Annotated in this window: 25 protein-coding genes; 12 read left to right on the top strand and 13 right to left on the bottom strand. The window is 41.2% G+C overall.

Annotation, left to right across the window (positions count from 1 at the left end; all coding sequences use genetic code 11):
• Window positions 1-92 precede the first annotated feature (92 nt).
• Window positions 93-1505, top strand: coding sequence for a family 43 glycosylhydrolase (locus A7968_RS09665; RefSeq protein WP_064666379.1), 1413 nt, complete (start codon window positions 93-95; stop codon window positions 1503-1505).
• Between the two features lie 33 nt (window positions 1506-1538).
• Here the strand turns inward: A7968_RS09665 and A7968_RS09660 are convergent, their stop codons facing one another.
• Both A7968_RS09660 and A7968_RS09655 read right to left on the bottom strand, forming a co-directional pair.
• On the bottom strand, window positions 1539-2276 hold the full coding sequence (locus A7968_RS09660) for an RIO1 family regulatory kinase/ATPase domain-containing protein (RefSeq protein ID WP_064666378.1): 738 nt from the start codon (window positions 2274-2276) through the stop codon (window positions 1539-1541).
• Window positions 2277-2363: 87 nt separating this feature from the next.
• Window positions 2364-2828 carry a MarR family winged helix-turn-helix transcriptional regulator gene (locus A7968_RS09655; RefSeq protein WP_064666377.1) on the bottom strand — a complete coding sequence of 155 codons (465 nt, stop codon included), beginning with the start codon at window positions 2826-2828 and terminating at the stop codon, window positions 2364-2366.
• 130 nt (window positions 2829-2958) lie between these two features.
• Between A7968_RS09655 and A7968_RS09650 the strand changes: the two genes are divergently transcribed.
• Together A7968_RS09650 and A7968_RS09645 are read left to right on the top strand one after the other, a co-directional pair.
• Window positions 2959-4125: a hypothetical protein gene (locus A7968_RS09650; protein WP_064666376.1), complete on the top strand. Its 1167-nt coding sequence runs from the start codon at window positions 2959-2961 to the stop codon at window positions 4123-4125.
• 229 nt (window positions 4126-4354) lie between these two features.
• Window positions 4355-6325 (top strand): phytase, encoded by a 1971-nt coding sequence (locus tag A7968_RS09645; RefSeq protein WP_064666375.1) that lies wholly within the window; start codon window positions 4355-4357, stop codon window positions 6323-6325.
• A gap of 28 nt (window positions 6326-6353) precedes the next feature.
• On the opposite strand, the gene A7968_RS09640 is transcribed toward A7968_RS09645, so the two are convergent.
• The 4 genes from A7968_RS09640 to A7968_RS09625 all read right to left on the bottom strand — a co-directional run bounded on the left by A7968_RS09640 (window position 6354) and on the right by A7968_RS09625 (window position 9484).
• Window positions 6354-6938 (bottom strand): YqaA family protein, encoded by a 585-nt coding sequence (locus A7968_RS09640; protein WP_064666374.1) that lies wholly within the window; start codon window positions 6936-6938, stop codon window positions 6354-6356.
• A gap of 192 nt (window positions 6939-7130) precedes the next feature.
• On the bottom strand, window positions 7131-8024 hold the full coding sequence (locus A7968_RS23545; RefSeq protein WP_227008851.1) for a GGDEF domain-containing protein: 894 nt from the start codon (window positions 8022-8024) through the stop codon (window positions 7131-7133).
• A 145-nt stretch (window positions 8025-8169) separates the two neighbouring features.
• Window positions 8170-8502: a PBPRA1643 family SWIM/SEC-C metal-binding motif protein gene (locus tag A7968_RS09630; RefSeq protein WP_064666373.1), complete on the bottom strand. Its 333-nt coding sequence runs from the start codon at window positions 8500-8502 to the stop codon at window positions 8170-8172.
• Window positions 8503-8620: 118 nt separating this feature from the next.
• The gene (locus tag A7968_RS09625) at window positions 8621-9484 is read right to left on the bottom strand and encodes a PA4780 family RIO1-like protein kinase (RefSeq protein ID WP_064666372.1); all 864 of its coding nucleotides are present in this window, start codon (window positions 9482-9484) and stop codon (window positions 8621-8623) included.
• A 211-nt stretch (window positions 9485-9695) separates the two neighbouring features.
• On the opposite strand from A7968_RS09625, the gene A7968_RS09620 reads away from it, so the two are divergent.
• The 5 genes from A7968_RS09620 to A7968_RS09600 all read left to right on the top strand — a co-directional run bounded on the left by A7968_RS09620 (window position 9696) and on the right by A7968_RS09600 (window position 12017).
• Complete coding sequence (locus tag A7968_RS09620) at window positions 9696-9914, top strand: hypothetical protein (RefSeq protein WP_064666371.1); 219 nt, start codon at window positions 9696-9698, stop codon at window positions 9912-9914.
• Window positions 9915-10034: 120 nt separating this feature from the next.
• The gene (locus A7968_RS09615; protein ID WP_064666370.1) at window positions 10035-10925 is read left to right on the top strand and encodes a dienelactone hydrolase family protein; all 891 of its coding nucleotides are present in this window, start codon (window positions 10035-10037) and stop codon (window positions 10923-10925) included.
• 80 nt (window positions 10926-11005) lie between these two features.
• Window positions 11006-11374 (top strand): hypothetical protein, encoded by a 369-nt coding sequence (locus A7968_RS09610; RefSeq protein ID WP_193330379.1) that lies wholly within the window; start codon window positions 11006-11008, stop codon window positions 11372-11374.
• Window positions 11371-11751, top strand: a complete 381-nt coding sequence (locus A7968_RS09605; protein ID WP_064666369.1) for a hypothetical protein — start codon at window positions 11371-11373, stop codon at window positions 11749-11751. Before A7968_RS09610 ends, A7968_RS09605 begins: the two co-directional genes overlap by 4 nt.
• Window positions 11752-11765: 14 nt before the next feature.
• Complete coding sequence (locus A7968_RS09600) at window positions 11766-12017, top strand: hypothetical protein (RefSeq protein ID WP_157586710.1); 252 nt, start codon at window positions 11766-11768, stop codon at window positions 12015-12017.
• A gap of 262 nt (window positions 12018-12279) precedes the next feature.
• Here A7968_RS09600 and A7968_RS09595 read toward each other — a convergent pair whose 3' ends face one another.
• On the bottom strand, window positions 12280-13035 hold the full coding sequence (locus A7968_RS09595) for an SDR family NAD(P)-dependent oxidoreductase (RefSeq protein ID WP_064666367.1): 756 nt from the start codon (window positions 13033-13035) through the stop codon (window positions 12280-12282).
• A 148-nt stretch (window positions 13036-13183) separates the two neighbouring features.
• On the opposite strand from A7968_RS09595, the gene A7968_RS09590 reads away from it, so the two are divergent.
• Complete coding sequence (locus tag A7968_RS09590; protein ID WP_064666366.1) at window positions 13184-14080, top strand: LysR family transcriptional regulator; 897 nt, start codon at window positions 13184-13186, stop codon at window positions 14078-14080.
• Window positions 14081-14407: 327 nt separating this feature from the next.
• On the opposite strand, the gene A7968_RS09585 is transcribed toward A7968_RS09590, so the two are convergent.
• Both A7968_RS09585 and A7968_RS09580 read right to left on the bottom strand, forming a co-directional pair.
• Window positions 14408-15700, bottom strand: coding sequence for a hypothetical protein (locus A7968_RS09585; protein ID WP_064666365.1), 1293 nt, complete (start codon window positions 15698-15700; stop codon window positions 14408-14410).
• Between the two features lie 312 nt (window positions 15701-16012).
• A complete protein-coding gene (locus A7968_RS09580; protein ID WP_064666364.1) occupies window positions 16013-16486 on the bottom strand; it encodes a VOC family protein in 474 nt (157 codons plus the stop codon).
• A gap of 183 nt (window positions 16487-16669) precedes the next feature.
• On the opposite strand from A7968_RS09580, the gene A7968_RS09575 reads away from it, so the two are divergent.
• Window positions 16670-18550, top strand: coding sequence for an AMP-binding protein (locus A7968_RS09575; protein ID WP_064666363.1), 1881 nt, complete (start codon window positions 16670-16672; stop codon window positions 18548-18550).
• Between the two features lie 43 nt (window positions 18551-18593).
• Here the strand turns inward: A7968_RS09575 and A7968_RS09570 are convergent, their stop codons facing one another.
• On the bottom strand, window positions 18594-19292 hold the full coding sequence (locus tag A7968_RS09570) for a tRNA1(Val) (adenine(37)-N6)-methyltransferase (protein ID WP_064666362.1): 699 nt from the start codon (window positions 19290-19292) through the stop codon (window positions 18594-18596).
• A gap of 76 nt (window positions 19293-19368) precedes the next feature.
• Between A7968_RS09570 and srmB the strand changes: the two genes are divergently transcribed.
• Both srmB and A7968_RS09560 read left to right on the top strand, forming a co-directional pair.
• Window positions 19369-20601 (top strand): ATP-dependent RNA helicase SrmB, encoded by a 1233-nt coding sequence (gene srmB / locus A7968_RS09565; RefSeq protein WP_064666361.1) that lies wholly within the window; start codon window positions 19369-19371, stop codon window positions 20599-20601.
• A 355-nt stretch (window positions 20602-20956) separates the two neighbouring features.
• The gene (locus A7968_RS09560) at window positions 20957-21280 is read left to right on the top strand and encodes a BON domain-containing protein (RefSeq protein ID WP_064666360.1); all 324 of its coding nucleotides are present in this window, start codon (window positions 20957-20959) and stop codon (window positions 21278-21280) included.
• Window positions 21281-21424: 144 nt separating this feature from the next.
• Here the strand turns inward: A7968_RS09560 and A7968_RS09555 are convergent, their stop codons facing one another.
• From A7968_RS09555 to A7968_RS09545, 3 genes are all read right to left on the bottom strand, one after another.
• The gene (locus A7968_RS09555; RefSeq protein WP_084448127.1) at window positions 21425-23434 is read right to left on the bottom strand and encodes an alpha-amylase; all 2010 of its coding nucleotides are present in this window, start codon (window positions 23432-23434) and stop codon (window positions 21425-21427) included.
• 207 nt (window positions 23435-23641) lie between these two features.
• Window positions 23642-23836 (bottom strand): DUF1289 domain-containing protein, encoded by a 195-nt coding sequence (locus A7968_RS09550; protein ID WP_064666359.1) that lies wholly within the window; start codon window positions 23834-23836, stop codon window positions 23642-23644.
• A 101-nt stretch (window positions 23837-23937) separates the two neighbouring features.
• Entirely contained in the window at window positions 23938-24417 is a 480-nt protein-coding gene (locus tag A7968_RS09545) for a DUF2059 domain-containing protein (protein WP_064666358.1), read from the bottom strand.
• Between the last annotated feature and the right edge of the window lie 44 nt (window positions 24418-24461).

The raw sequence follows: 24461 nt of genomic DNA, 5'->3' as shown, positions 1-24461 counted from the left end.
ATGTATTAATATAATAAAGTATTATAAATAGCGAGGTGGTAATTATCCCCTTCGCTAACACTACAATTCACACACAATAATTTGGAGACACAATGATATTTTCCAATAAAGGAATAGCCGCCGCATGTATAGCCGTTGGTTTTTGTGCTAATGGTGCTTATGCAATTGATAACGGTGTTTACACTATTCAATCAAAATACAGCGCCAAACTTGTCGAAGTTAGTAGCGCGCAAAGCAATGATGGCGCAAATATAAGCCAATGGGCTGCAAATCAACATAATACTCAACGCTGGATCATTACCAACGTTGGCGGCAATAACTACTCGGTGATCAACCTAAACAGTGGTAAAGCCATGGAAGTATATGACTGGTCAACGGCTGATGGCGCGAATGTCGCACAATATGAGTACTCAGGTGTTGCCACTCAGCACTGGCAAATCAATGACAATGGCAGTGGTTATGTTAGCTTTATCAATGCCAATAGTGGCAAAGCGCTCGATTTGTTTGAATTTAACGGCAACGATGGCGCTAACATCAGCCAATGGGCCTATAACGGTAGTGATGCACAGCTTTGGCAGCTTAACAAGCTCGCTAACGTCGAGTCTGCGCCTTTCGATCCTTCAACTACCAATGGCGCAGCAGATCATTGGCCATTAACAGGCAGTTTAGTGACTCACGATCCAACTATAAGTTACGAAAATGGCACGTGGTGGGTATTTCAAACTGGCCCTGGCATCGCCGGAAAGTGGTCAAATGATGGAGTTGCCTGGAATGACGCAGCAGCGATTTTCCCCAATGGTTTAAACTGGTGGGCTAACTATGTGCCAGAGCATGACGGTATTGATGTTTGGGCTCCGGAGCTTAAAAGCTACAATGGTCGTAGTTGGCTTTATTATTCAATATCAACTTTCGGCTCTCGGGTGTCAGCAATAGGCTTAACCTCTGCCACTAGCGTGTCAGCAGGTAGCTGGCGAGATGATGGTTTAGTGATTAATACCACTAACAGCAATAACTACAATGCCATTGACCCTGACTTAGTCGTCGCAAAAGATGGTGCACCATGGTTAGTTTTCGGCTCATGGAATTCAGGCATCAAATTAATGCGTATAAACCCGATGACCATGAAACCATTTGGCCAGCTCTACTCATTAGCAAGTCGTTCTGGTGGTATTGAGGCGCCGACTATTGTTTATCGCCAAGGTTATTACTATTTATTTGTCTCTGTGGGCAAATGTTGTGCGGGCACCGATAGTACCTACCGTATCGCATATGGCCGTGCCAGCGATATTCGTGGCCCTTATTTAGACAAAAACGGCAACAATATGCTCTCAGGTGGTGGCAGTATTTTAGATGCAGGCAACAGTCAGTGGGTAGGCCCAGGTGGTCAAGATATCTTGAATACTGATGTGATGGTTCGCCATGCCTATGACGCAGGTGACAACGGTGTGCCAAAGCTGCTGATCAGTACATTAAATTGGGACTCAAACGGTTGGCCAAGATTTTAAAGCAACCAAGTTTATAAAGCGCGTTTACGCGCTTTATAAAAAACGCTCCATAATGGCAGAGGCAATTTGCGTAGCCACCCCACAGCCCCACATATACGCGCGATGAAGCGGATAACCTCTGAAAATCCAACGTTTCCTAACATGATTAAAATTACTTAAATAATTTGCTTTAGCATCCGGTAGCGGTTGCTCAGATAGTTTAGCCCATGCTTTATAAACACCAGTCATATCAGCACCGCGCATAAATCGCTGCAGCCAACGGGGAAAGCGTCCATATCGTATCGCTGACTGAAAATCGATAATATACGGTTTACCATCACAGCTACACAATACATTGCCTAAATTACGTAAATCCAGATGCACCACCCCGCGACGATGCATTAACGCAACCAGTCGTTCAAAGTCTTTAAAAAAGCTTACAGGTAACACTTTATTTTGCTGTACTAACTGCTTAAGTGGCGTGCCTTCAATATAATCATAGGCAACAGCAATCGGCGATAATCGCAAAAATCGACCGCTCACTCCAGTTATACCCGCTAAACGAGCCAGCCCTTTATACTCTTGATTCACCGACAAAGGTGCAAAGGTTTTTCTCACCCACCAAGGACTGTGTTGAAAATCTTTGATCACTAAATCAAGTTGCAAGTCGGTATAACGGTACACAATGGCATTAGCAAAACGACCCCTGTGCATTACTTTTAAGTTATTAACTGTAAATTGATGAGCAGGAAATTGCTGTTGTAGCTGATGTAATAAAGTCGCTTCGATCATAACGTCCTGAGATTTGTTAAATATAAATGCCTAGGCAACTATATTATCAAACCTCAGAATTCACAGCAATCTAACCGTTAGATCAATTTACGATTTTAAATTATGAATTGCTCTAAACAACAAACTTGCTAACTGTGCCTTTTCATCGTCAGAAAAGTCGCTTAAAGCTGTGCGGTAAATATTATTTACGATAGGCAAAATTTCAGGGTAAAGCTGTTGACCTTTTTCGGTCAAACAGAGTAACGTAGAGCGGCGATCTTCCGCAGATTGTTGCCTAGCAACTAAGCCCTTTTCCTCTAAACGTGACAGCAAACGGCTCATTGCACCACGGTCATACACCATGTGTTCGCACAACTGAGCTAAGGTATTCACCTTACCGCGAGCAAGTAATACCACCACAATGTACTGCGCTGACGTTAAATCCATTGGCATCAACTCGGTATCCAGGTGCGTCACTAAATTCGATCGTAAATAAGACACTAATCGACCAAGATCTTGAACAGGATCAAGATCATCTATACAACATTGTCCAAGTGAAGCGGGTTCTTTCATACATTCTCAACAGAGCATTTAAAGTCATTGATAGACAGTAAATTACTAAAATAATTCAATCTTACACAATTGCTTAATTGCACTTAACTAGTGTAGCGTAAGCAAGCGGACCGACGTTAACGAGGAATACATGCAACGCAAACAACGAGATATTATCAAGTATATTGCCATACTTATACTACTAGTGCTTTGCTGGTTAGAGCAATTTAACGGCTACATAATGGCGTTTCTTGATCAAGCCTTAGTACAATCTTCACTCGTGTACGCCTCTGCTCGCAGCGTGAATGGGATTATTTCATTATTGCAATCTGCTGAAGTTGGCATCGGCATAGCCAGTATTGCACCTGCACAACTACTTGACCCCGTTAACGATTTAGCGGAATACATTGCCGATGCCATGCGCATGTCATTAGGCTCACTCTTTATCCAACGAATATTATTTACGATTTCATCAGGCGTCTTTTTTAGTAGTTTGTTTACCGCCAGCGCTATTGGCTATGTGATTTGCAATCATTTTGGCTATTTCAAACAGCTAACGGGTAAATTACTGGCCAGTCTTATTTTAGTCCGCTTTTTAATTCCACTGGTCGTGCTTGCAACCGGTCTTGCCAGCCAAGCTTTTTTAGATGAAGAGATTAATTCTCAAAATCAATATGTTGAAAACACCGTCGACACTCTCAGCGCGAAAGCAAACACAACCTCTACGCTATCAGCGCAATTAAGCGCAAAAATAAATAGTCAAAAACAAACTAGTCTAGATGAGCTTGAGCTCATTGCTGTCCAACAACAGCAATTAAAAGCTGTTATTACAGATAATAAGCAACAGCTTGATGAATTAGATAAGCAAATTGAGGCAATTCAAACAACCCGCAGTTTAACCGAAAAACTTACCTTAACAGAGCTGCCACAAGCCAAGCCTCTACTCAAAAAGCAGCGAGATTTAAGGCAACAACAAGCGTCTATCAACAATCAGCTGGCAGCACTACATCAACAAAAAAATCAGCAACAGCAATTACTGCGTGATTATAATGACCAACTCACCGGTAATTCAGGTAACTTAATTAGCAAAGTTGTGGATACCGTTAGCAGCGGTATAGCTGAGATGGCCGATTCTTTGGAAGGATTATTTATTGAGTTTTTAAACTTAGTATCGCTACTGATCATCAAACTATTTTTAATGCCTTTACTGTTTTTATATTTATTTTGTAAAGCATTTAAAGTTATTTGGCAACGCTCTGTACAGCAAGCTTTCACACAACTTAAATCACAAATAAGCACCACGATCACAGAGCAATAATGGCTTAGGGTCAAATCAGCTCAGCCTGTAGCCTTACAATAAAAGAGCGCATAACAGCTCACACAAATAAATTTAAATAAAATTAAAACAAAGGGTTACATTGAAACCGATGGCCATTATATAAAACTAGTCAGTTTAATACCCACGGGAAAAGTCTTTATTTTGTCACGGCGTTGTCATAAAAGTTATTTAGCTTGCATCGCATACCAAGTTAACTAGGACTTTATTCATGCCAACACTTAAACCACTTGCTTATGCATTAAGCATACTTACATTCACAGCAACATTAGGCGCTTGCAGCAGCCAAGATGCTCACTCCTCACTCGCAGAGCAAACTACGCTCAAGCTTAGCAGCACGCCATTTTGGCAACAAAATAATATTCAAGGTTCACAAGCCGCTTGGCTTGTTGGCGATACCTGGTTACTGGCAAGTGAAAGCCAAGGCCTTATTGTCGTTTCAAAAAATGGCCAACACAGTGAGGTTGTTAAAGCGGGTAATTTTGAAACTTTGTCAGTACGCACTATTGCCGATAATACTTTTTTAGTGGCTAGTATTGATAACGAGCATGATCAGGTTGCGATGTTTACGCTTGCTAAAAATAACGGCCATTGGCAACTAACAGAGCACCCCGCCATTGTCGTCCCACAAGCAAAACCAGACGCAGTGTGCCTATTTAACAATCTCGATACTGGCAGTATTTCAGCTTTTGTTGCTGATGTGCGTGGCTTAATGACAGAAACCATAGTGTATAATCTTGCCAGCGGAAAAACCGCTAACATTGCAGTAAGAGAGTTTGCAGCGGTCAATGAAGCCGCAGGCTGTGCGGTTAATGATGTAAGCCAACAACTCTTTATCAGTGAAGAAGAGCTGGGCATTTGGCAAATGAATGCCAATGCAGAGTCAACCGCAGCTAAACACCCTGTCGCCATGGTTACGCCATTTGGCGAGCTTGCCAGTGGTATTGGCGCATTAACCACCAGCACAGATGGCAGTTTATGGTTTACCACTAGCAGCGATAATAGCCTTTACAGATACAATACCGAGCACAACTTACAGCAAAAATGGCAGTTAGCTGGCGAACAGAGCATAGCTGCTGTAGCCGTGACGGATAACCCAGCCGATACGCAAGCCATTATCTATGATGATGAAACTGGCGCGTACTTCAGTAGTCAACTTAGCCTAGCTCCACTGAGTAGCCACACAACTAACACTGTGGCAAAAACAGCACACGTATATGCAAATATGCAAACTACACCTGTTGCTGCCTTTGGCGATGCCGCAGATGACCCTGCTATTTGGGTGCACCCAAAAGATGCCAGCAAGAGCTTAGTGCTAGGCACCGATAAACGCCGCGGCCTAATGGTATACAACTTAGCGGGAGAGCAAACTCAAGCGCTGGAAGTTGGCAGAGTTAATAATGTTGATGTCCGTCAAAGTAGTAATATAGATAACCCCACTCAGACCTTGATAGCAGCCAGTAATCGCAGTGAAAATAGCATTAGCTTATTCACCGTCGATCTGCAAAATAACGTACAACTGCTAGGCAGCGTGGCGACAAATCTAAGTGAAATTTATGGCTTATGTATGTACTCATCGCACTCCGGTAATTATGTCTTTGTAAATGATAAGTCAGGGCTATATCAGCAATACAAAATTACCAACCAACAGCAAAAAGTCGCAGCTGAACTGGTACGCGAATTTAAGCTACCGAGCCAACCTGAAGGCTGTAGTAGTGACGATAATAACGGCGAGCTTTTCGCCGGTGAAGAAGATGCGGGTATTTGGTTTATCGATGCCGAGCCCGACGCAAAACAAGCGCCGATTTTATTACAGTCAATTGATGAAATGCTGATTGATGATGTCGAAGGCATGGAAATTTATCAAGGTGAAAATGAGCGCTTCTTAGTGGTATCAAGCCAAGGTGATAATAGCTATGTAGTGTATCGGATAAACAAGGGGGAAAATCACCCTACCCTTGAATTTACCAGCAAATTTAATATTATCGCCAATTTAGCGCAAGGCATTGATGGTGTATCAGAAACCGATGGCTTAACAGTGACCGCCAAATCGCTGCCGGGTTACCCGCTTGGCGTATTAATAGTGCAAGACGGATACAACCGCATGCCACAACAACCACAAAACTTTAAACTGGTTGATTGGCGCCAAGTGCATGATCTCATACATGGCTCAAGCCAATAAACTGACTGCTTTAGCCGCTACTTAGCGGCTAAAGCAGAGTTGTTAACCACCAAATGAGTAATACTAATACCGTTAAGCCAAGCATCGCTTTGGTTTTATGTTTTTTAATAATTCGCTCAGCTTGATTACCCGCAAAATACACCACCAGCGCTAAACCAAAATAGCGGATTGAACGGGCAATTGTGGTGGCAATTAAAAACATCAGTAGCGAATATTTAGTCGCACCGGCAGCTAGCATCGCAATTTGAAATGGAATGGGCACAATGCCAAGGGTTATTACAAACCAAAAGCCCTGTTGCTGCATTTGCTCTGTTACTTGTTCAAACTGCGCTGGTGATGAAAAACTATTGATCACCCAATCACCTACCGCATCAAACAAATAGTACCCTAACGCATAACCAAATAACGCACCAATTACACAGCCTATGGTAGCCATTAGGGCTATCAGCCAAAGCTTATCACGACGAGCTTGCATCAAAGGCACTAGCACAGCCTCAAGAGGGATAGGAACGATTGTTGATTCTAAAAATGAGGCCGCTGTTATGCTGGTTAGCATGTGTTTTGAATCTATCAATTGTCGCGTTTTTTGCTTTAAACGTTGCATAACAGCCATCGTATTACCTTGGGGAAAAGTTGATCTTATCGATACTTTGCAAACTCAGTACCAGTTCTACCTGTTAGATTAACACATTGTTTCATAAAGCTTATTCTTTATAAAAGACAATTAACAGCAGAGCTAATATGGCTGAGGCTGTAAAAACCCCAGTCAAAATTGTAAATTTTACTATAATCAATCGCTTAGATATTAAGCTAGGCTATATTGGTTGCGCCCGTTGTTTTTAGCTTTATACAACGCTAGGTCGGCACGCTTAAGTACTGCAGCAAGTGATTCATCAGCAGCCTTAAAGGACACCCCAATACTCACAGTAACATTGCGCTGTTTAGTCAATTCAATGGTCCGCGCAATTGATAATAATTGCTGACTGAGGTCGATAGCATATTGCTGATTATCATCAGGCACATACACGGCAAATTCTTCACCGCCAAGGCGCGCAAATACGCAGTCTTGACTCAGTGTTTTTGCATATAACGCTGCCAACTCAGTTAGCACTTTGTCGCCAACGTCATGACCAAATTCATCATTGATCGATTTAAAAAAGTCGATATCTATAATAATCAGAGTAAACCGCTGGTCTGTTAGCTGTTGTATATGTTGATAAAAAAAGCGTCGATTTGCTATTTTCGTTAAGTAATCAGTGGTCAACTCTTTTGATAAACATTGCTGAATGCGCTTTAAATCAGCCATTGTTAACTTTAGCCCGTAGCAGGTAAGTAGCATTCCCGCAGTACGTAGAATATCTTCAACATAAATACCGATAAATAACGGCTGAGTTAAAATTTCATCAAGTAGGTCAAACGTTAATCCTGCAGTCCAAAACGTCAAGCCGATGCTTAAGTAGACATAAGCCGTCGTCGACAGATTGGCTTTTTGCACGATCACAAAAATAGCGACAACAATTAAAAAGTTTATAGCATCGGTGAGTACGCCGTTTAAAAATATATGCTCATCAAGATCAGGTAAAAAAGTGTAATACAAAACAACAATCAGCAGTAATGACAGTATAAACACCGACGAAAATGCCCGTTGTATCCACTTTCTTTCTACTTGTTGATTAAACTCATTTTCACAGTATGCCATATGCAATTATCAGTGCTTAAATTATCATCTTTAATGGCAAACCTTAGCACAAATATATGAACATATGCTGCAAGGCGGGATAAATAGTAAACACTATTGTTGTGAGAAAAATACATAATGGGGTGCAGTCATAGCGTTAAATTAGTTAACCACAACATTTTTTGTATTTTTTATTGCTACCACATAGACAAGGATCGTTACGTTGTGGCGTTTTTGCAAAAACTTGGGTAACGGGTTTATTCAACACTATCTCTAATGGCGCGATGTTTTCAGCAAGCTCACTATCAATAGTGATCTCTGCGAACAGCTCATTGGCAGTTAAGATAGCGATAATTTCACTTTCACGCTCATGGCTTGGTACGCACAATTGCAGTGGGTTTTCTTCACTGCCTGGCTTTACTTTTGGTTTAGGTTGATACGTACCTTGATTGTGCTTGCCCATGATATCGGGCTTACCACGATAGAAAAATTTTGACACCGGCGTTCCTAACTGTCGTTTACAGCAACTCACTGCGAGTCGCTAAAGGCTGCGCAGTCTAACAGAGTTTTAAGCTGTTAGCGCGCCCACTTTAATATCTCATGACTACAGTGTAGGTCTAATCTTCGTCAGGCGCTTGTGCGGCCTTTATTCGCTCTTGATTCTCCTGCATTTGTTCAAACGCAGCTTTAATTTCATCAAGTACTGAATCTACATCAGCTGCAGCATGATCATCAGCAATCTCACCGTAAAGCACCGTTTCAGGCGTTAATTCACCCGCTTGGTACAAAGCCCACATCTCTTCACCAAAACGGGTGTCGAGTATTTCTGGAGCATACTGCCCGTAATACAAGCGCATATTGCGTACGTCGCGTAAAAACATTTCTTGGGCATTATTATTCGCCGCAGCGTTCACCGCTTGCGGTAAATCAATAACAACAGGGCCGTAGCTGTCAACTAACACATTAAATTCAGATAAATCGCCATGCACAATCCCCGCACATAACATTAAACGAATGTAATGCACCATAGTGGCGTGATCTTCAATCGCCTGCTCAGCGGTTAAACTAACATCGTTTAAACGCGGCGCAACATCGCCGTCATTATCAGTGACTAAATCCATGATCAGCACACCATCGTAACAACCATGTGGCTGTGGTACTTTTACACCAACCCGAGACAGCGTAAAAAGTGCGTCAACTTCTGCATTTTGCCACACGTTTTCTTGTTCTTTACGGCCAAACTTCGACCCTTTCTCCATCGCGCGACCACGACGACTATTACGTACTTTGCGTCCTTCTTGGTATTTTACAGCTTGTTTAAAACTTCGGTGTTGCACATCTTTATAGACTTTCGCACAACGAATATCATTGCCACAACGAACAACATAAACCGAAGCTTCTTTTCCACTCATTAACTGGCTGATGACTTCATCAACGATACCGTCTTCGATCAACGGTAAAATCTGTTTTGGCGTTTTCATAACACGTTTATACCGTACTTAGGCATACCTTTTAATCTTCTCGCAAACTATTTTATTTGACAGGCCCTTACGTTAAAGCAAAAGCACACGAAAACCAATGCTAATAACCGCACAATCGAGTTATTCAAACAGCAAAAAGCACAAAAAACTTGACTAAATCAGCTAAATCCACAAACTGCGAGGTTAATTATCTAAATTATACTTACTTTATATGAATTCAGAAATACGCTACCACTTTCAATCCGCTCAAATAGCGAATCGTTTTTTAAACGAATTAAAGCATTGGCCTATCGCTCGCGTAAAAACAAAACTGCTCAATGGTGGTTTTGATGTAAAAGTAAGTTATCAATTTGATGGTGAAGGATTTGACTACACTTGTGCCGAACTTGATGAACTAGCCGCAAAGCATCAAGGCCAAGAAGTGAGCTAATTATTTTTTGCAAAATAAATTGTCCGCGCTCATTATTGGTTACTAAGCAGACAATAATATACATTTTAAATTCTCTCAGCTATGTTATGAACAGTTTCTCATAAACATATAGGCGCTGGCATGCAAAACCCACACTCAGATCACATTCCTCAAGAAGCGTTTGATTGGTACGATGAATACGCTCATGGCAAAATGGACCGACGTACCTTTATGAAAAAACTGGGTGGCTTAGTCGCGCTTGGTTATTCAATGGCCGTTTTAACATCTGCATTATTACCAAATTATGCCCTGGCCGAACAAGTTTCGTTTAATGACGAAGCAATCAAAGCCACTTACCAAACCTTTGATTCACCCGATGGCCACAGTAAAGGCCAAGGTTATTTGGTCGTTCCAACTGGGTTAACTGGCACACGCCCAGTGGTCTTAGTGATCCATGAAAACCGTGGTTTAAATCCGTATATTAAAGATGTTGCCCGTCGTTTAGCAAAAGCAGGCTTTATTGCTTTTGCGCCAGATGCGCTATTTCCACTTGGCGGCTACCCAGGCAGTGATGACGAGGGACGAGCAATGCAGCGCTCTATGGATCAAGAAAAAATCCAAAACGATTTCATCGCTGCGGCTAGATTCTTAAAATCGCACCCGCAAAGTAACGGTAAACTTGGCGCCGTTGGTTTTTGTTTTGGCGGCTACATTGTTAATTACTTAGCGGCTGTTGACTCAACACTGTTAAATGCTGGCGTGCCCTTTTACGGCACTCCTGCCAGCGAAGCGCTGCGTAAAAATATTAAAGCCCCCTTAGTTATCCAACTTGCCGAGCTCGATGAGCGCGTCAATGCAACATGGCCCGATTATGAGCGTGACTTAAAAAGCCTCGGTGTTGACTATAAAATGCATATGTATCCGAAAACCAATCATGGCTTTCATAACGACTCAACCGGACGCTACGATAAAGAAAACGCCGAACTTGCTTGGCAACGAACGGTCGCATTTTTTAACGAAAAACTCGTATAACTTCAGCACAGTGTTTAGTAACATAGCTAAGCACTGCCACACCCTCAATTACTAAACTCATTAAAGAAACCGCTGCCCTCATGAGCAAATTTTTTCTCCTAAAGTACGTCACATTTTTTATCGGTTGTATGAGTTGTTTTATTTTGCATACTCAATTTGCCATTCCCGCTGTTATCGCGTCATGTATCACCGGACTTGTGGGTAGTTTTATTCCTTTTCCAAAACAGTATGAAAACCACCCTTACGCTGCTATTTATGCTGGCAGTTTTGCCGGTATGTGCTCTGAAGGTTTGATCACTAGTTATTGGGAACTTGCCATTATTTCTTTCATTGGTGCTTTGTTATATGTGCTGACTGCGAAGATGTTTACTGGTTTTGGCGGGAAGTTAGGCAGTATTGCCTTCATCAGCGTGGCTTTATTTGTCTTAGCTAAAGGGATTGTATTATGAGCATAGTATCAATCTTATTGGCGTTACTGGGCGCATTCTCGACCTTTTATTTAGCTAAGCACCATCGTCTTGATGCTATTCGGGCCTCTGCTATTTTATCTATCCTTGCTTATCTTATTTTACTCCCCACTGAATTTAACGCAGAGCTATACAGCAGCATTTTTTTTGGTGGCTCCTTTATTGGCATGAGTGCGCCAAAACGCTTTGGTATCTATACGCTATTTTCATCCAGTATTATATTTGCTGTAATGTTTGAAAATTTAATCCCTTACTTTAATAATTTTGGGGGCGCCTTGGGCGTGAGTGCATTCTTATCGGTATGTATTTGCCAAGTGGCGATTATACTTGGCGCTCCGCGCAGTAAAAAGCACCACTAGTTAAGATGCGCTCTGTGGCAATTAAACTTAATGAAGGACAAATCCAACAACGTCGCATAGCAGTTGATAACCGTATAACCGAGCTAAAACAACAACTCTCTGAAATTAACCAGCAGTTAAACAGCAATAACATCACGCAAACGCAGCGCAAAGAGTTAAATACACAGCAACGCCAATTAGAACGAGAGTTAAAGGACTTAAGACGCGAAAAGTCCTTATTACCACTATTGAATAAAACCTCAACAGTTGAAATTACCTTTCCTTAATTATCTTCTGCCCAGCCTGTAATCATAGGGCTGGGTTAATGCAAAAAGCTAAAGCAAAATTCAGGTTAAAAAAACCACTGTAATTTATGTGAATAAATCTTAACTTGAACTGTCAAAGCAAGTCTGAGCCAGTAAACACTGCTCGAGTTTAACTAATTCTGACAATATATTAAGAGCTTTATAGTAGTGATGAAAGCCCTCACGAAGAGGGCTTTGAATCCTTATGAAAATAATGCGGCAGAGCACTAAGATTAGCGGTAAATTAAAGAAACATACCACCAGATGCTTCAATGCGCTGTCCCGTAATCCAGCCGCTGTCTTCACTAAGCAACATGGCAACAGCTTTACCAATATCGTCAGCCTCCCCAGCCCGACCTAAAGCGGTAACAGATGCCACCATTTGGTTCACTTGTTGATTGTCACGCACATTACCCCCACCAAAGTCTGTCGCAATAGCACCGGGTGCCAAGGTATTTACGCGAATTTGTCGATTTGCGAACTCTTTTGCCATATAGCGTGTCATCACTTCGACAGCACCTTTAGCCATCGCATAAGCACCGTATCCCGGAAAGCTAAAACGCGCTAACCCAGAAGAAACGTTCAGAATATGACCACCATTTTTAATACTTGGCAATAAAGCTTGAGTTAAAAAGAAAGGTCCTTTTACATGAGTAGCTAGCATGTTTTCTAACTCATCATAAGTGGTTTCTTCTAAGCTGGTGTGTAAACCTGTGCCGGCGTTATTTAACAAATAATCAAAATCGCTTCTAACGAATTCATTGACTAACAAGCTTTGTATCTGACTAACAAATTCAGGAACAGCAGCAAAATCGCGTGTATCTAATTGCAAGGCAAAGGCTTTTTGGCCTTTTTGTTGAATCTCTTCAATCACATTTTGTGCCGCTTGAACATTATTGTGATAAGTAAAAATAACGTCTATGCCTTTGTCAGCTAACGCTAAAGCACTGTTTCTTCCTAACCCACGGCTAGCACCAGTAATAATTGCTAATTTATTCATCACTCTCTCCAATCTATTCTGTAAGAACTTTAAAACCTTAAACCACAGCGGCTCTGGCCACGTAGAACAGAGTAGATAATTTATTGTGTTCGATATACATGACAAAAGTGATAACATTGTTCGGATAAAACAAACAAAGGTAGAAGATGTGGATAAGTTTGAAGCCATGCAGCGCTTTGTTTTGGTTGCTCAATTCGGCAGTTTTACCAAAGCGGCAGACGCCCTCGGCCTGCCAAAATCAAGCATATCAAGTGCTATTCAAGGGCTTGAAAGTGAATTAGGCACGCGACTTTTTCATCGCAGCACGCGCAGCGTAACCTTAACTCAAGACGGCGAGACTTACTTGCCACAGTGTCAAGTACTGCTCGCCGAGTTAGACGCTTTGGCAAGTCAGTTCCAACGCAACTCTGATGATGTGCGCGGGGTACTCAGAGTCGACATGCCGAGTCGTTTTGCCACTACGGTTGTCATTCCGCATTTATCCGACTTCCTTGAAAAATACCCGAACATACGCTTAAAGATCAGCAGCGCAGATTATCGAGTAGATATGATTAAAGAAGGCATTGATTGCGTCATTCGAGTGGGTAATCTTGACGATAGTAGCCTTATCGCTCGCCCATTAACGCTGTACCGAAGCGTAAACTGTGTATCACCAAGCTATGTTGAAAAATATGGTATTCCACAGAGTCTTGCAGAATTAGCCAATCATAAACTGATCGAATATTCTCATACGCTCGGTAATCTCGACGCCCAATTTGAATACATGCAAGGCGACAAGGTAAAACAACAATCCATGCCAAGTAGCCTCGCAGTTAATGGCACAGATGCTTATTTAGATGCTTGTTTAGCAGGACTTGGCATTGCCCAACTCCCCGCAATTGGCGCAGAACACCTCATCAAGAAAGGCTTACTCATTTCTGTCTTACCTCAATTTGAAGCAGAGCCAATGCCGGTATCTTTACTCTATTCATCACGCAGACAACCAACTAAACGCCTAACTGTCTTTATGGATTGGCTACAATCAATAACCCTAGCAAGGTTATAAAAGCGACAGTGCTTTGGATCACGTTATTGAAAAACATCTATTGTGAAAAACGCCTTGTACATGTTCCAAGAAAGTTTATTTGAAAATATTTTAATAACTAAATCTTTTAAGTAGTCACACTCTCAATATAATTCACTGCTTTCCAGTTATGGGCACTATGAAATATAAACAGCATTTTTGAAATCTTGAGGGTTATCGCTCACAGCCGCAATATCGGCAAAGCGCCATGAGCGGTCATTAGTAACGCCGCATTAAACGGACTAAAATAGTAGCTCATACTGCGTATAACCCATTGTTTTAGTTTATTTTAAATGCCTTTCTAGCCATTTACCACGTAGGTATATGTGGCCTTTTCCCCCGAGCTGTCGATACGCGATTAATTACTGCAGTATAATTAGCGACATAAGCAGGATCTCTCAGTAAGGCTATGGCATAAGTTTCCATTTCATTTCTATGATTAAAAACTTTATCAGCAATTAACTCAATTACATCTTTTATGTAGGTAAACATCTCCTCACAGCAGTCATCAGGATCCACATTCAGTTCATAAAAGTCCTTCCCCTCGTGCACCAGTTTATTTCTGACATCTGTGTATAATGAATCGTATTTCTCTAGCTTTCTTGCAAACACATTTACAGAGCCTTTAGATAATAATGCAGCAATAAAAGTTCTATGCTTCCATCCATTACCAGCAGGATCAGTTAGTCCATCTAGCGTAAAGACCAAGTTCAAAAATTGCGACTCAGCCCCAATTGAATAAAATGATTGACGGCATGATCTCAAAGCTGAAATTACGGCTTGTGCAATTTCATTATTGATATCATTGCTATATATAAAAGAGAGGTATTGCACACCAGGGACATAGAAGCCATCCACTTGAGGGCCAAGCCAATTATTACTTACAGAAATAGGCCTTGAAATCCCACTTAATTCGAATGCTTTCATGTGGGTTTGTTCCATGGGAATAATATTTACTGAATAAAAACCATTGTTCATTTGACCAGCTGGATTAGGAGTGAACTCTTTAACTTTAAAAGAACTATGAGAATATCTTACGATATCTAATGCATGTTCAGCGAGAGCTAAACATTTATTTATAACGTAATCATTGTGATCCATTGTTTTATCGAGTCTTAGCAAATCTTTATAATTTAGCTCAACTTCAAATTGAACGTATTCACAGTCAAAATTTCCAAATCGTTCGTAAGGTTCTTCGTCAAATTCTTTTCTACAGACAAAAGTGTATTTATCTAGGTGAATTGTTTTTTGAATGTAAATTTTATCCAAAGGAACTACTACAATACACTTTAACATACGATCATCACTTTCTAAGTCTGCTAATTCACTATTTGAATCAGATGAAACCCCTTTTTCAATATCTACCCAATCGAAAGATAAAACAAAATCATCTAGCATCTGTTCATTATTTCTAATTATTTTTTTATCATAAATATTAAAGGTGACACCATCTCCTTCAGGAAAGGGACTCGCCCAATATCCCATTTCTCTTAACTTATTAAGTGATTTATCTATTTCATCTTTCTTACTCAAAAAACTTTCTTTATTCCAAAGTAAGTTACCAGAGTAGTTTTCTCTAGGAGGTAGAAACCTTGCTTTCATGCTAAATCCTATTTATGGCTAACAACTTTATCAGAGGACACTTTCTCTATTTTAGCGTGAAAACGTCCTTGTTTTATGAACTTATATTAATAGCAAATACTGTAAATTATTGACAGCTATATATATTATACCTACTGTAGCTTATTTAAATATGTGACAAAGGGGAAAGCTTCCTCTTATTATTGCTAAGCTAATGACAACTCTCCTGAATGACTATATATCGCTCATAGCTGTCTGTCAGATGAAATATAAACCTATTTTTCAAACCTGTAAGATCAGATATGAGCCCCATAATTTATGCGTGTTAATAATTTATGCGTCTTCTTCTTTGCTAATTAAATCGGCCATACGTTGACTAATTTCATCATCGTTGAGATCTTCCTTATGAGTGCCGATTGTCCAAACATGGCCAAATGGGTCTTGTAAAGTGCCTGCTCGATCACCGTAAAATTGGTCGTGCACTGGGCGAACTTCTGTTGCACCTTCTGCAATTGCTTGAGCAAATACAGCATCCACATCCGCAACGTACAGCATTAAACTAACCGGTGTGCCGCCCAGCTCATCGGGGCTTTTAAAATGCACTTCGGGGCACATATCTGAAAGCATAATATGCGAATCACCAATTTTAATCTCCGCATGGGCAATACCACCATCAGGTAAAGGCATTTGCATAATAAGCTGCGCGTTAAATACCTTGCAGTAATAGTCTATTGCTTTTGCTGCACCGTTAATTATCAAGTAAGGAGTAATTGCATGATACCCCTTTGGAATTGCTGAAACTGTCATTATTGTTCTCCTAATATATAGCTGCTTTAAAAGCGTAGTATAAAGCCTGAGAATGTCAGCTAACGGCAGTAGTATTTAACCCTGTGAATATTACAGCTAACAGACTATGGTCGCATATCGGGTTTATAGAAAAGGGCTTACATTTTGTAGGGTCTCTCACACATTTATACACAGGATCCTGCTATGCAAGGCAACTATCAACAACAATATCAGTCGTTTATTCACGATCCAGGCGAATTTTGGTTAACACAAGCAAAACGCATCCCTTGGTTCAAAGCCCCGCAACACGCTTACACACAAGATAATGACGGCCTTTATCATTGGTATGCAGATAGCCAGCTCAATAGCTGTTATCTGGCATTAGACCAACATGTTGCAGCTGGGTTTGGTGAGCAAACAGCGCTAATTTATGATTCCCCCGTCACTGACAGTAAGTGCACATATAGCTATTTACAACTCCAACAAGAAGTCGCTAAATTTGCCGGTGTAATGCAATCATTAGGTGTTGTAAAAGGGGATCGTGTCGTCATTTATATGCCAATGATCCCGCAGGCTGTTATTGGTATGTTGGCATGCGCTCGCTTAGGAGCGATTCATTCTGTGGTATTTGGTGGATTTGCCGCCCATGAATTAGCGGTACGCATTGATGATGCTAAACCCAAATTAATCCTCAGTGCCTCATGTGGGGTTGAGGTGAATTCAGTCATTGCTTACAAACCACTTATTGATAATGCAATAAAGCTTGCCGAGCATAAAATTGCGCACAGTATTATTTATCAACGCAAACATATTACAGCAAAGCTCAATGCTACGGACATCGATTGGGAGCAGGCTATGCAAACAGCTGAACCCGCCGATGTAGTTCCCGTTGCAGGTGATCACCCGCTTTATATTCTATATACATCAGGCACAACCGGCACGCCAAAAGGCGTAATACGCGAAAACGCAGGCCATGCTGTTGCTATGCATTACAGTATGGAAACAGTCTATGGCATGCAACCTGGAGAAGTATTTTGGGCAGCGTCTGATATTGGCTGGGTGGTGGGCCATTCTTATATTGTCTATGCGCCATTAATGTTTCGATGCACCACAGTACTTTATGAAGGAAAACCCGTACGCACACCTGATGCCAGCGCATTTTGGCGAGTAGTTGAAGAGTATCAAGTAAACGCTTTATTCAGTGCGCCAACCGCTTTTAGAGCGATCAAAAAAGAAGATCCCACCGCTGAGGGCTTTAAAAAGTACGATACCACGAGTTTAAAACGATTATTTTTAGCTGGTGAGCGGTTAGATCCCGCAACCTATGCATGGTTAACCGAACACACTCAGTTACCTGTGCTTGACCATTGGTGGCAAACAGAAACAGGCTGGGCAATTGCATGCAACCCTATCGGCATTGAGCAACTAAATACAAAGCCCGGTAGTGCAACTGTCCCCACTCCAGGTTTTGATGTGCAAATTCTAAATGTCGATGGCAGCCAATGTGCAGCAAACGAACAAGGCGCGGTAGTGATCAAATTGCCATTACCACCTGGGTGTTTACCAACTATTTGGCAAAACACAAAACGCTATAAAGCAGGCTATTTAAGCGAATATCCTGGGTATTATTTAACGGGTGACGGCGGTTACTTAGATGACGACGGTTACCTGTTTATTATGGGTAGAACCGACGATGTGATCAATGTGGCAGGTCATCGGCTTTCAACCGGTGAAATGGAAGAGATTGTGGCCGCCCATCCCGCAGTAGCAGAGTGTGCTGTATTTGGCGTAAATGACTCACTCAAAGGGCAATTGCCAATGGCGATGATCGTATTAAAAAACGATTTTATTGGTAACCCCACTGACGTTGAGCAACAATTGATCCTCGCCGTTCGTAATCAAATTGGTGCTATCGCCTGTTTAAAAAATATCGTCAGTGTTGAACGTTTACCAAAAACACGCTCAGGTAAAATTTTACGTAAAAACCTCCGTCAGCTCATTGATGGGGATGAACTGCAGATCCCATCAACCATTGATGATGCCAGTATTTTTAGCGAAATAAGCCAGCAGTTAAACGATCGTTAATCGCATCAAAACAAGACTGTAACCCAACGTTATAGCCTAGTAACTACATCTTTAAATAAAAATCCTTACATAGGGCAATATACTCATCGCTATATTGCCCACCTTCAGCATGAATCGTTAAACTAGTTTGCTCGCATGGCTCTGCCTGATAAGCAAAACACATTAAGCTGCGACTTGGCACTTTTGCTTTCGTCGTGTTCACCAAACAATGACGCACTAAATGCAGCCCTTGTCGTTGTGCTTGAGCGATAAATAACTGCGCCTCAGGACACGGCAAAATAACATTAAAAAAACTATTTTGATGACTCAAATTTTTAAATGCGCTGAGTAACTCACTAAAACTTAAGCTATCTGTATGACGTGCGGTATTACGGGCTAAGTCCTCCCCTTTTAAACTGGCGTTAAAATACGGTGGGTTGCTGATCAGCACATCAAATTTAACCTCACTGGTTACTTGCTGAATAGCTTTTTGCATCAACCTAATATCTGGCCATGGGCTATTAGCAAAATTTTGCTGTGCATCAGCACATGCATTGCCATCAATTTCAACGGCGCTAACGGCCATACTGGACTTACGTTGCTTGCACATAAGTGCCAATAAGCCAGTTCCCGTGCCAATATCAAGCAACCGCTGTGCAGTGGCTAAGTCAGCCCATGCCCCCAGTAAAATGCCATCCGTTGAGACTTTCATCGCGCTGCGAGTTTGCGCTACTTTAAATTGTTTAAACACAAAGCCTGACATTTTTTCACCTTTTCATTCACCAACTGGCGGATAGCGCGTATAATTAACGGCAATTGTCCTCTATTTTTGACACTCTATGCAATTTTCTGATTTTGATATTGATAACAAGCTACTACAAGCCGTTGCTAAAATGGGTTATGAAACCCCTACCAGCATTCAACAACAAGCAATTCCTGAAGCGCTGCAAGGGCGTGATATTTTAGCCTCTGCACCAACCGGTACAGGTAAAACAGCGGCATTTTTGATCCCAGCGATTCAATACTTACTTGATTTTCCGCGTCGTGAACCTGGTTTTGCCCGCGTGTTAATAATGACCCCAACGCGCGAGTTAGCTTATCAAATTCATGAACAGTGTGAACTACTTGCTAAAGGCACGCACCTTAAAATTGGTGTCGTAACCGGCGGTATTAACTATGGTACGCACAAAGAAATTTTTGAAAAAAATAACGACATTTTAATTGCCACACCAGGGCGGTTAATGGAATACCTAGAAACCGAAAACTTCCACGCAGAAAATGTCGAAATGCTTATTTTAGACGAAGCCGACCGCATGCTAGACATGGGCTTTCGTAAAGAAATGATGCGCATTTGTGAAGAAGCTAAAAACCGTCGCCAATGCTTTTTGTTCTCAGCCACTCTTGAAGGCGACAGTGTTGAACGTTTTGCAGAACAAATATTAAATGACCCTGCACTGCTTGAAGCTGAGTCATCACGTAAAGAAAAAGCTAAAATTCACCAGTGGATCCATTTGGCTGATGACTACCATCATAAACTGGAATTACTGGTTAATACCCTGAATGGCCCAGATGTTAGCAAAGCGATTGTGTTTGTAAAAACCCGTGAGCGCCTTGAAACCTTAATTGGTGAGTTAACTAACAACGGTGTTAAAGCTGCATGGCTGCGTGGTGAAATGCCGCAAGACAAGCGCATGAAAGCGATGGAAAACTTCCATTCTGGTCGTACTAAAATTTTAGTCGCAACCGATGTTGCCGCCCGTGGTATTGATGTTGCAGACATCAGCCATGTAATTAACTTTGATATGCCGCGTACCGCAGATGTGTATGTGCATCGTATTGGCCGTACTGGCCGCGCCGGTAAAAAAGGCATCGCGATTTCATTAGTGGAAGCCCACGATATTGCAATTGTTGCCAAAGTTGAGCGTTACACAGAGCAAAAGCTGAAACGTCGTGTTATCAAAGGTCTTGAGCCACAACATAAAGAAGCTAAATTACCGATCAAAAAGCTTAAAGATCCGGCTAAAATAAAAGCCCGTAAAAAAGCAAAAACGAAAGTCAAAAAGAAAAAATAACAGTAATTAACCTAAATTTTGGATAATTAACAAAGCCGAGCAACTACCTAAGCTCGGCTTTTTAGTTTTTGTGCTGCCTTATACTAATAACTTTTAAACCTTTCATACCAGCCAATTCATTGAGATACCTCTGATAAGCTTCACAACAGCCCCAATCTTAGTAATCGACTGTGACTCCGAAGCAGCAGATTGCATAGCACCTTACTTTTTTACCCAGTGGAATGTAAAAAATTCTCAGCTGCATGTTTTTATAAAATTAATAACTTTTAATTTCAATAACTTGTTATTGGAACAGTTTTTGAGAGAGTAGGATTACTATTTACTAAGCAAATACAATAAACGTTGTGAGGGAAACATGAACCGCTTTAAATTAACCATATCTTTGGTATCACTTTGCTGTGTATTTTTACTCGCCTGTGCAACACAAGTCAGTGCAGCCACCAGCACAATTATGATCAGTAGCGTTTCCCCTCAACCAACGCTACAGCAAACACTTGTTAATAAACTGCGCAGCAATCCAAACCTCAACTTATCACAACTGCAAGTCCACGTTGATGGCAACAAAGTAGCCTTATACGGCCAAGCAGAAACCGGCTTTGAACGCGCGTTGGCACAAAAGTTTTTAGAAAATACTCAAGGTATCGCCATAATAGAAAATAAAATGCAGGTGAAAGATTAAAGAGTTAAAGCAACTGATTTTCTGATGGTTCAACTTAGGTGTACTTAAAACACAGAAAACGCAAATATCCAGAACATGACTTACAAAGTAAAATCCCAGCTAAACGCATACTTATGGTTTAGCTGGGATTTATCTGTAATAAAATTAGAAATTGCGTATTTCTACCGTTGAATTATTAAACTCGAACATATTAATTTTGCCGCATTGCGCCAGATGATTAGTAGTGGCGTAAGGAGCGTTTTCTTGAGTTATATCCCCTTCCCAACCTTGGCCATTTTTAATAAAGGCTTTTACTTCAAACCAGCCATTAACCGCTTTGCTGCAATCCATATCAACATCGAGCAGCCAATAATGCTCTCCCCAAATATTTAGCGGTGTAACACCAAAGCCATCGTTAGCAACGGTTTTTTCTGCTCCCCAAGCTGCGGGCCAAATATTAGTGGTCCAATCGGTTGCCGTGCCTTGCGCTTCACTACTTTGGCCACTTTCAGCACCGTACCAATCTAGGTAGTTGTCGTTTGCTTTCCAAGGACTGGTAGTGGCATTTTTTAAATTATTGTGGCGAATTGGCATCGCACATGCAAAATTACTTGTTTGGCAGTTACGGCCAAGATTTGTATTTGCATAAACATGGTCAATCCCGCCGCGGATAAACATATCTTGGCCACTTTGCGTTTGCGCTTTAATAAATACCACGGTGCGTTGCCAATCACTGGTAGGATCTGGAGTTGTACTTGTGGTTATTTTGGCATTTTTATGAATAGCCATTGCATCCCACGCTGCTACATTTAAGTTAATAGTGCCATTTGCATTAACCGTTATAACTTCACCAGTACAACTTGTTGCATCATTCGCTAATTCTCCCTTTAACACATTGCAGTACTGCCCTGGAGCCATATCTGTTTGTACTGTAGCATTAAGTGTTGAATCTTCTTTATTAATTGCGACATGGCCTGAACTTCCTCTACCAAACGCAATTTGGTTATGTGTATTATCCCACCAATTAGTTGTGGCCCAGTTATCTGTCGTGTTATTTCTAAAATCTACGCCACCGGCAATGTATGACCAACGATGTTCACATTGCCAATTACTTGCAAAGCATTCTAAGTTCCCATTGTTATGCACTGGCACGCTAGGGCCACCGGCATCTGTATCACCATGAAAGTCATAACTAGACATTACTTTTGGATAACCATACGGGTAAGCCAACATAAATACATTTGCTAAGTCGTACAAACGGCCATCGGCAAAGGTAATTACATTGCCAGCGCCACCATGACCACGTTGATTATCGTGATTATCTACAAATACCACAGCTGATGCACTTGGCATAAATCCCCAGCCTTCACCAAAATTACTTAACCATGCAAGCGAGCCATTTCTAAAGGTATTGCCAAGCTCTGTGCTGTATTTAAACTCAGTGACTAAACCAGTGGCTAAGTATTCTGAAGCTGTTACTGCTTCGCCACCTTGATCTATCACTTCTTGAAACACTACTGGCGAACCATTTATTTTCGCCATTAAACTTTGAATATCGCTGGCAGCAACGTGTTTAGCTGCATCAAACCGAAATCCCTTAACACCAATGGCTTGTAATTCATTAATGTAAGCCGCTAATGTGTTTTGAACATACGTTGCAGCTGTGTCTAAGTCGGCCAAGCCGACTAGCTCACAGTTTTGTACTCGGTAACGATCGTTTCCATAATCAGAGCCATTAATAGTGCAACTAGCATGAAAGTCTTGTGGGCTATAAATTGGGTATTGTTTATTACCATAGGTATTACCAGCGGTGCCTGTTCCACTGCCTGCCGCCATATGATTGATCAAGGTATCTACATAAATATCAACGCCAGCGGCATCACAACGATTAACCATATCAATAAACTGCTCACGGCTACCGCCTCGGCTTTGTAACAGGTAACTGACAGGTTGATAACGCGTCCACCATTGACTGCCTTGGATATGTTCATTAGGAGGCGATACCTGAACCGCGGCATAGCCTTTAGGTCCTAGGTATTGTTCACATTCTAGGGCGACATCTTGCCAATTCCATTCAAATAAATGGACGAATGTGGTGGGGGCAGCATTTGCAATCGATGCAGTACTTAGGCCAACGCTTAGCCCTATCGTGGTTGCTATTTTTTTAATTTTCATTGTGTTTTCCATTATGTTGTCATTTAGGTGCTTTTATATTTACAAGCGATTAACAATAGAATGGTTCTAACAGAATAAAAATTGAATACGTATGCAATCAAAATACAATTGATTACGTTATGAGAGTAAGTGGTGCTGCTTAAATCGTGCTAATTAGATTGAAGTTTGGAATCGCTTTTTCAGACTCAAAGATGTTCTACGCAGTGGTTATTTTTGCTTAGCGCTTTTGCGATTTTGACATTCATTAAGGATCTGCTGTTTTTGCTCTAAAGTAGCACTATGCCACGCTAAAATGTCAGCGAGTGTTCTAAAGCAACCAAGACATATATCATTATCATCTAAACAGCAGTGGCGAATACATGGATTTTCGGGCTGTTCAGTACCCTGTGTTTGACTAGCCATTACTAAAGCCTGCTTTATTATCACTTACTAGACACTAGCGTGTGTTTGAAGCTGTGTCTAATAAGTGCTTAAAAAGCAGCCGCAATCACGGCGGTAGTTTCTTACTTACCTTGATGCTTTGCTAAGAAAGGTTGTAGCCTTTCAAGCAGTAGAGCTTGTTTTAACTGACCTTCTTGCATACCAAGTTGTGCACCGATCTGCATTAGTTGCGGTGATTTAGCGAGAAATTTTTGCCCTGTAGGTGTTTCATAAAATGCGATTAACTCATGAATTTCTTTATCAGTAAAACTTTCTGAGTACACTGCAACCAATTTAGTTAAAATTGCTTGTTGGTCAAAGTCGTATTTAAACCAATCTCGATAAATATTTTTCAGCTCCTCTTTCGCCGCATCATCCAATTGTAACTGTGATGCCATTTGCTCAATGACTGGCAACATGGCTTCAAAACCGCCAGTCATCTGCTTATCCATGCCCATTACTGCAAACATTCTTTCAACTGAGCTTATTTGCTGCTCTTTTGCATAACTGGTGTTGGTTAATATTAATAATGATAGCGTGCACGTTGCGATGAGCTTTTTCATCGTAATTTCCTTATAGATTAATAAACGAGAATTTAGCAATCTTA

The organism is Pseudoalteromonas prydzensis (genome assembly GCF_001661495.1).
Taxonomy (GTDB): Bacteria; Pseudomonadota; Gammaproteobacteria; order Enterobacterales; family Alteromonadaceae; genus Pseudoalteromonas; species Pseudoalteromonas prydzensis.
This window is presented reverse-complemented; position numbering and strand designations above follow the sequence as displayed.